The organism is Aequoribacter sp. (genome assembly GCF_965659035.1).
Classification (GTDB): Bacteria; Pseudomonadota; Gammaproteobacteria; order Pseudomonadales; family Halieaceae; genus Aequoribacter.
This window is the reverse complement of sequence record NZ_CBFHWH010000091.1, coordinates 2,512-7,928: the sequence shown is the minus strand read 5'-3', so window position 1 is coordinate 7,928 and position 5,417 is coordinate 2,512. Positions and strand designations below refer to the sequence as shown.

The 5,417-nt window shown below is 50.5% G+C and carries 5 protein-coding genes; 1 reads left to right on the top strand and 4 read right to left on the bottom strand.

Annotated elements, in window-relative coordinates:
- Nucleotides 1–119 precede the first annotated feature (119 nt).
- The 4 genes from ACTF5Z_RS10430 to ACTF5Z_RS10415 form a co-directional block, all read right to left on the bottom strand.
- On the bottom strand, nt 120–410 hold the full coding sequence (locus ACTF5Z_RS10430; protein ID WP_438985577.1) for a (2Fe-2S)-binding protein: 291 nt from the start codon (nt 408–410) through the stop codon (nt 120–122).
- A gap of 21 nt (nt 411–431) precedes the next feature.
- The gene (bfr, locus tag ACTF5Z_RS10425) at nt 432–899 is read right to left on the bottom strand and encodes a bacterioferritin (RefSeq protein WP_423849348.1); all 468 of its coding nucleotides are present in this window, start codon (nt 897–899) and stop codon (nt 432–434) included.
- Between the two features lie 15 nt (nt 900–914).
- Nucleotides 915–1,385: a bacterioferritin gene (gene bfr / locus ACTF5Z_RS10420; protein ID WP_423849349.1), complete on the bottom strand. Its 471-nt coding sequence runs from the start codon at nt 1,383–1,385 to the stop codon at nt 915–917.
- 224 nt (nt 1,386–1,609) lie between these two features.
- A complete protein-coding gene (locus ACTF5Z_RS10415; protein WP_438985576.1) occupies nt 1,610–3,898 on the bottom strand; it encodes a TonB-dependent receptor in 2,289 nt (762 codons plus the stop codon).
- Between the two features lie 398 nt (nt 3,899–4,296).
- On the opposite strand from ACTF5Z_RS10415, the gene ACTF5Z_RS10410 reads away from it, so the two are divergent.
- On the top strand, nt 4,297–5,417 hold a 1,121-nt coding region (locus tag ACTF5Z_RS10410; RefSeq protein ID WP_438985575.1), incomplete at its 3' end, for a peptidase C39 family protein.

The window sequence follows — 5,417 nt, the reverse complement described above, 5'->3', positions numbered from 1 at the left end:
ATCTTGGGGTGCGCAAATCTATAAGATGAAAGTAGCCTGTAGACTTAAAAACACAACGATTTCCAAATCTCTGTGGTTTTTGACAGGCGTCCTCGCGGTGCTGTGGGGCAGGCTAAAATTTACTTAAACGATGACACCTCGCGACGAGCGGGTTGAGAGCTCTTCGCGTCAATAGCGATGACGTTGCTGCTTACGCAAGATTGTGACAAAGCCTTGTGAAACGCTTGGATCGCCTTCTTTCCGCAGCTGCCGCAGTCGGAACACAAGCCTAAGGTTTTTGAAAGATCTTTAAAGCACGAGACGCCGCTATTCACGGAGTCGCGAATGTCGGATTCTTTAACGGCATTGCAAATACAAATGTACACAGCGTGCTCCTTGTTTGGCCTAATGATAATGCGAATAATTATCATTAGCAAGGAGCGTGTGTTTATTTACACCTGAGACTGCAGGTAGTTTTCTATGCCCACTGATTCGATCAGCGATAGTTGGGTTTCGTACCAGTCGATCGACTCTTCACAGGCTTCTAGCAGCTCTTCTAACATGTCACGCGTGACGTAATCTTGTGCCGACTCCGCAAGGGCTATTGCCTCAACCATCGTCGTACGCTGGGTAGAGACCTCAAACTCAAGATCAGCGGTCAGACATTCTTGTGGGTGCTCGCCAATGCTTAGCGACCCCAGACTTTGCAAGTTGGGCAGGCCCTCTAAGAATAAAATGCGCTCGATAATTTCGTCCGCTTCTTTCATCACGCGAATCGACTGTTTGTAAATCGCGCTGTTGAGTCCCGAGAACCCCCAGTTCTTGAACATGCGCGCGTGTAAAAAATATTGGTTGATGGCGGTCAGCTCGTTTTTGAGCACCTTGTTCAGCGCTTTCAGTATGTCTTTGTTACCTTGCATTGCCTGCCCTCTACCTTACGCCATTTGGCTCTGAAGATAATTCTGAATACCCATCATCTCGATCAATCTAAGCTGCTGCTCTAAGAAATAAGTGTGGTCTTCTTCCGTGTCTTTGATTTGAATAACCAGCATGTCCCGGGTGGCGTAATCGCGCTCGCGTTCGCACAAGGCAACGACCTGCTTTAAGTGTTCGTCGACTTTGTATTCGTAGGCCAAGTCGGCTTCGAGCATTGCTTTGACGTCGGTTTGGACATTGATGGTATCGCGGTCTGCTAGGTTGGGGGTGCCCTCTAAAAACAGGATGCGTTGGATGAGCGCTCGAGCGTGCTCGCGTTCATGATCTGATTCGTGAATGGCGTGCTCCGCCAGCTTAGCGAGACCCATGTCGGCTAAGAGTTCGCCGTGTGCCAGATATTGGTCTACCGCGGTGAGTTCGCCTCGCAGCAAATCGTTGAGCGCGTTAAGTATCTCGGGGTTGCCTTTCATTGCCTGCACCTTTTCGTTTGTGGCTAAGGTTTATTGATCTACATCAATAATTAGAAGTTCCACGCAGTATAACAGGGCTGAGTCAATTTTCAAAAAATTTAATAAAATCAATGGCTTGTAATTGAAAATCATTATCATAGCGAAAACGGTTCGCAAATACTGTGTATACCGAAGACACAAAAAAGCGGGCACCAGGCCCGCTTCGTGATACTTCGCAACTTAGCTTAAAAGTTGTACTCGAACTTCACCGCAACGTTGCGAGGACGCGCATAAATCGCATCGTACGCGATGCCATCGAGTGCGCCGCCCGAGGCTAGGCGAACGAAGGTGCGCGCGAGCGGAATAGTGCCACCGATAACACGGATGCGTTCGTCCGTTAGATTATCGCCAATGACCGAGACCCGCCATTTGCCGTCTTCGCTACCGACACCGATAGAGGCGCCGTACTTGGTATAGCCACCTTCGTCGATATTTTTGTCTAAGTTCGTGGTAATGAAGTACTCAGACGAGGTGTCGACGTTGAGGTTGGCATCCAGCACTAAACCATTGCCCATATCACGGTTGTAATCCAAGCCAAAGTTGGTGGTCGTCTCTGGTGCATATGGGGCAGTTTCGCCTGTGCGATCACAGTAGATGCCATTAGTGGGCGCTTCGCCGTAGGCACACTGGCTGTCGGTAAAGTCCGTATATTTATAGTCTAGCTGCGCCGCTGAGGCATACAGCTCGAGACCTTCGCTAATTAAATAACGGCCATCAATCTCAAAACCGGTCACCTCTGCTGCTGACGCGTTCTGCACCAAAAAGCTTAGGGTGCCATCAAAGATGTTGGTTTGTAGATCTGTGTAATCCGTTGAGTAGTAGGTTGCGTTAAGCTCAGCACGATCCCAGCGCATTTTCACGCCAAGCTCAATGTTTTCAGCAGTCTCGTCTTCAAACTCAAAGGTGCCCGGTACGGTCACGCCTGGGGTGCCAGGGATCGAGTTGCCGCGAATGTCAAAACCGCCGGCTTTGGAGCCTTCGGTGTAGGATATGTGCGCGGTCACGTTGTCGTTAATGTCATAGCTCAAGCGTACCAAAGGATCAAACGAGCTTTCGCTGCGCTTGCCCGCTATCTCGTGAGCACCTGTGTTCAAAACCGCACCCCACAACGCCGCTAGCGTCGCTGCTGGTGCATTGTTTGTTGGCAAGGCCTCGATGGTTACTTTGCGGTAGCCGTCTTTGTCTTCGTTCGAGTATCTCGCACCAACCGTCAGTTCCAATTTGTCACTCAACTGGAAGTCGGTCTGGAAAAATAGCGAATATAAATCTGAGCTTTGCGCGAAGGTTCGATCCCAATAAGAATCGACTAAGAGCGACACGGGAGGCCCTGCAAGCGACAAGAATGAACCCAGATAAACCTCGTCCGTCACGTCAACATCACTGGACTGGTAAAACACGCCGGCGATGTAGTTAATGGTTTCGTCGCCGGGCGAGGCAATACGAAATTCTTGTGACCACTGTGAGTAGTCTTCGGTCTGATTGGTGCGGTCTAACACCTCTAGACCAATATAGTCTACGTCGAGGATTTCATCGGTTTCGTAGTCCACGTACCCAGTGACCGAAGTCAGAGTAAACCCATTCCAATCGTAATTGGCAGTCACCACCAAGTTGGTCATGTCGTTGATGCTTTGGACGTCGCCACTGGCTCGCACCCAGTTTTCTTCAGTCTCAACCGCAATTGGGCCGGCAAACACAAGGTTATATCCGTCTTGTGGTGCTAAAGCTTCCATTGCGTAGCCGTAGGAATCGAATTGCGCTGACTCGGCTTTAACGTTGATCTGCAGTGCGTCGCTGGCATCCCATTCGAGTTGTGCACGGAGGTAAGTTTCGTCGCGCTGTGGCTCCATACGCTTAAGCTGTTCGTTCAATACCCAGCCGTCCATTTCCCGCCATGAGGCTGCGAGGCGGCCGCGCAGTGTGTCGCTTAATGGGCCAGATAACACCAAAGACGCCTGCGACTCTTCGTGCTCAGATTCATATGAGGCGCTAAAGCGGCCTTCAAATTCTTCGGTAGGCTTAGCCGAGCTGATGTTAATGGCACCGGCGATGGCGTTCTTACCGAACAAGGTGGGCTGAGGTCCACGCAACACTTCAACGCGCTCGAGGTCCAAGAGCGGCGTGCGGATAAGCTGGCTTCGCCCATACGAAATGCCATCGAAGTACATGGCGACCGACTGCTCAAACCCCTTGTTATTGCCGGTGGTGACGCCGCGGATGCTCAAGGTAGAATCGATTTGGTTTTCGCTGATAAAAAAGTTTGGAATTGATGCCGACAGTGACGCCAAGTCGTCAATGCTACGGTTTTCGATGGTTTTACCGGACACCGCCGAAATCGAAATCGGTACATCTTTGAGTGTTTGCTCACGTTTCTGAGCGGTGACGACCACTTCTTCTAGCATTTGTGCTACTGCGGTGGGTGCGGTAATAGCAAGTGCTAATGCACCCACAAGGACCTTGCGATTTGAATTAAGCATGAGATGCTCCCTAGTTATCGTTAGTTCTTGTGCCGCTTTGATCAGCCGGCTCTCGGTTTTATTCGGCTGCTAAACAATGCATTTATGCAAGTTTATTCGCAGCTGACAGCTATTAAATCGCATCCTTGTATAAGTGAACAGGCCTATTTTGTGGGAAAATAACCGTGTCTTTGCGATGACTTCATCCGCGCGATGTTCTGTTCACTGATAGGGCACTGATGTTGTGATCAGTGGTGTTCAAAGTGAAATCTGCTAACTAGTACCAAACTGCAATTTTTTGTTGTTGCTAGCGGGTGTTTATGCAACATTGCGCGCCAATTCCAGTGCGTTTTTCCCTGAAGCGCCGAGGCTCGTTTTCTTTTTTTCTTTAGCCGGCTTGCCACAAGCCAGGAGACACCATGGCATCTGCTGATGCTGCTATTGACTATCGCCCTGCATCGATCAGCGATACCGATGCCTTATTACACCTTGAAAATACCTGTTTTCAGCACGATCGTTTATCGCGGCGGAGTTTCCGGCACCACATTCGCTCCTCCAAGCGGGACTTAACCGTTGCTGTGCGCGAAGGACAGCTATTGGGCTACGGGTTAGTGCTTTACCACCAAGGTACGCGTTTAGCGCGCATGTATTCACTGGCGGTGAGTCCAGAAGCGCGCGGTCTGGGTTTGGGTCGAGGGCTGATGCGAACCCTTGAGCAAAACGCTAGACGGGCAGGGCGTCATTACATGCGCCTTGAGGTCGCCATCAACAATAGTAATGCCATTGCGCTTTACGAGTCCGAGGGTTATCGCCCTTTTGGCGAATATTTAGATTACTACGAAGACCATAGCAATGCCTTGCGCATGCACAAGCGTATCCGTCGTGCCCCGGTCGAAGGGCATTATCTGGAGGTGCCTTGGTATCCGCAAAGCACGGACTTTACCTGTGGCCCTGCCTCATTGTTAATGGCGATGGCCAGTCTTAACCCTGAAGCCAAGTGTTCGTTGACCCACGAGCTGGATTTATGGCGCGAGGCGACAACGATTTTTATGACCTCGGGCCATGGCGGTTGTCACCCCTTGGGTTTGGGTTTGTCGGCCGTAAAACGAGGGTTTCAAGCCCAAGTGCATTTAAGTACGGACGAACCGTTGTTTCTTGATGGCGTTCGCTCCGATCACAAAAAAGCGATTTTGCGCGAGGTTCACGACCACTTTGTCACCTCGGCTAATGCTTTGGGCGTGCAGGTGGTTTATGGCTCCATTACTTTGCCCGAAATTGAGCAGGCGGTAGCCCAAGGTGCTGCAGTGCTGGTCTTGGTCAGCACCTTTAGACTGGATGGCAAAAAGGCACCGCACTGGGTCGTACTGACCGGCATTGATGACGACTGTTTGTTTGTTCACGATCCCGATATTGACGAAAACGAGCAGATAGCAGCGGATTGTCAGCACATTCCGATTGCCAAAGACGATTTTGACAAAATGGCTGTATTTGGTGTTCAACGACTGCGCGCAGCCCTTGTGTTGCGAGCTCAAGATCACCA

Excerpts from the sequence above, each read along its gene's own strand:
- bfr (WP_423849348.1), bottom strand. The coding sequence starts at position 899 with ATGCAAGGTAACAAAGACATACTGAAAGCGCTGAACAAGGTGCTCAAA.
- ACTF5Z_RS10415 (WP_438985576.1), bottom strand. The coding sequence starts at position 3,898 with ATGCTTAATTCAAATCGCAAGGTCCTTGTGGGTGCATTAGCACTTGCT.
- ACTF5Z_RS10430 (WP_438985577.1), bottom strand. The coding sequence starts at position 410 with ATGATAATTATTCGCATTATCATTAGGCCAAACAAGGAGCACGCTGTG.
- bfr (WP_423849349.1), bottom strand. The coding sequence starts at position 1,385 with ATGAAAGGCAACCCCGAGATACTTAACGCGCTCAACGATTTGCTGCGA.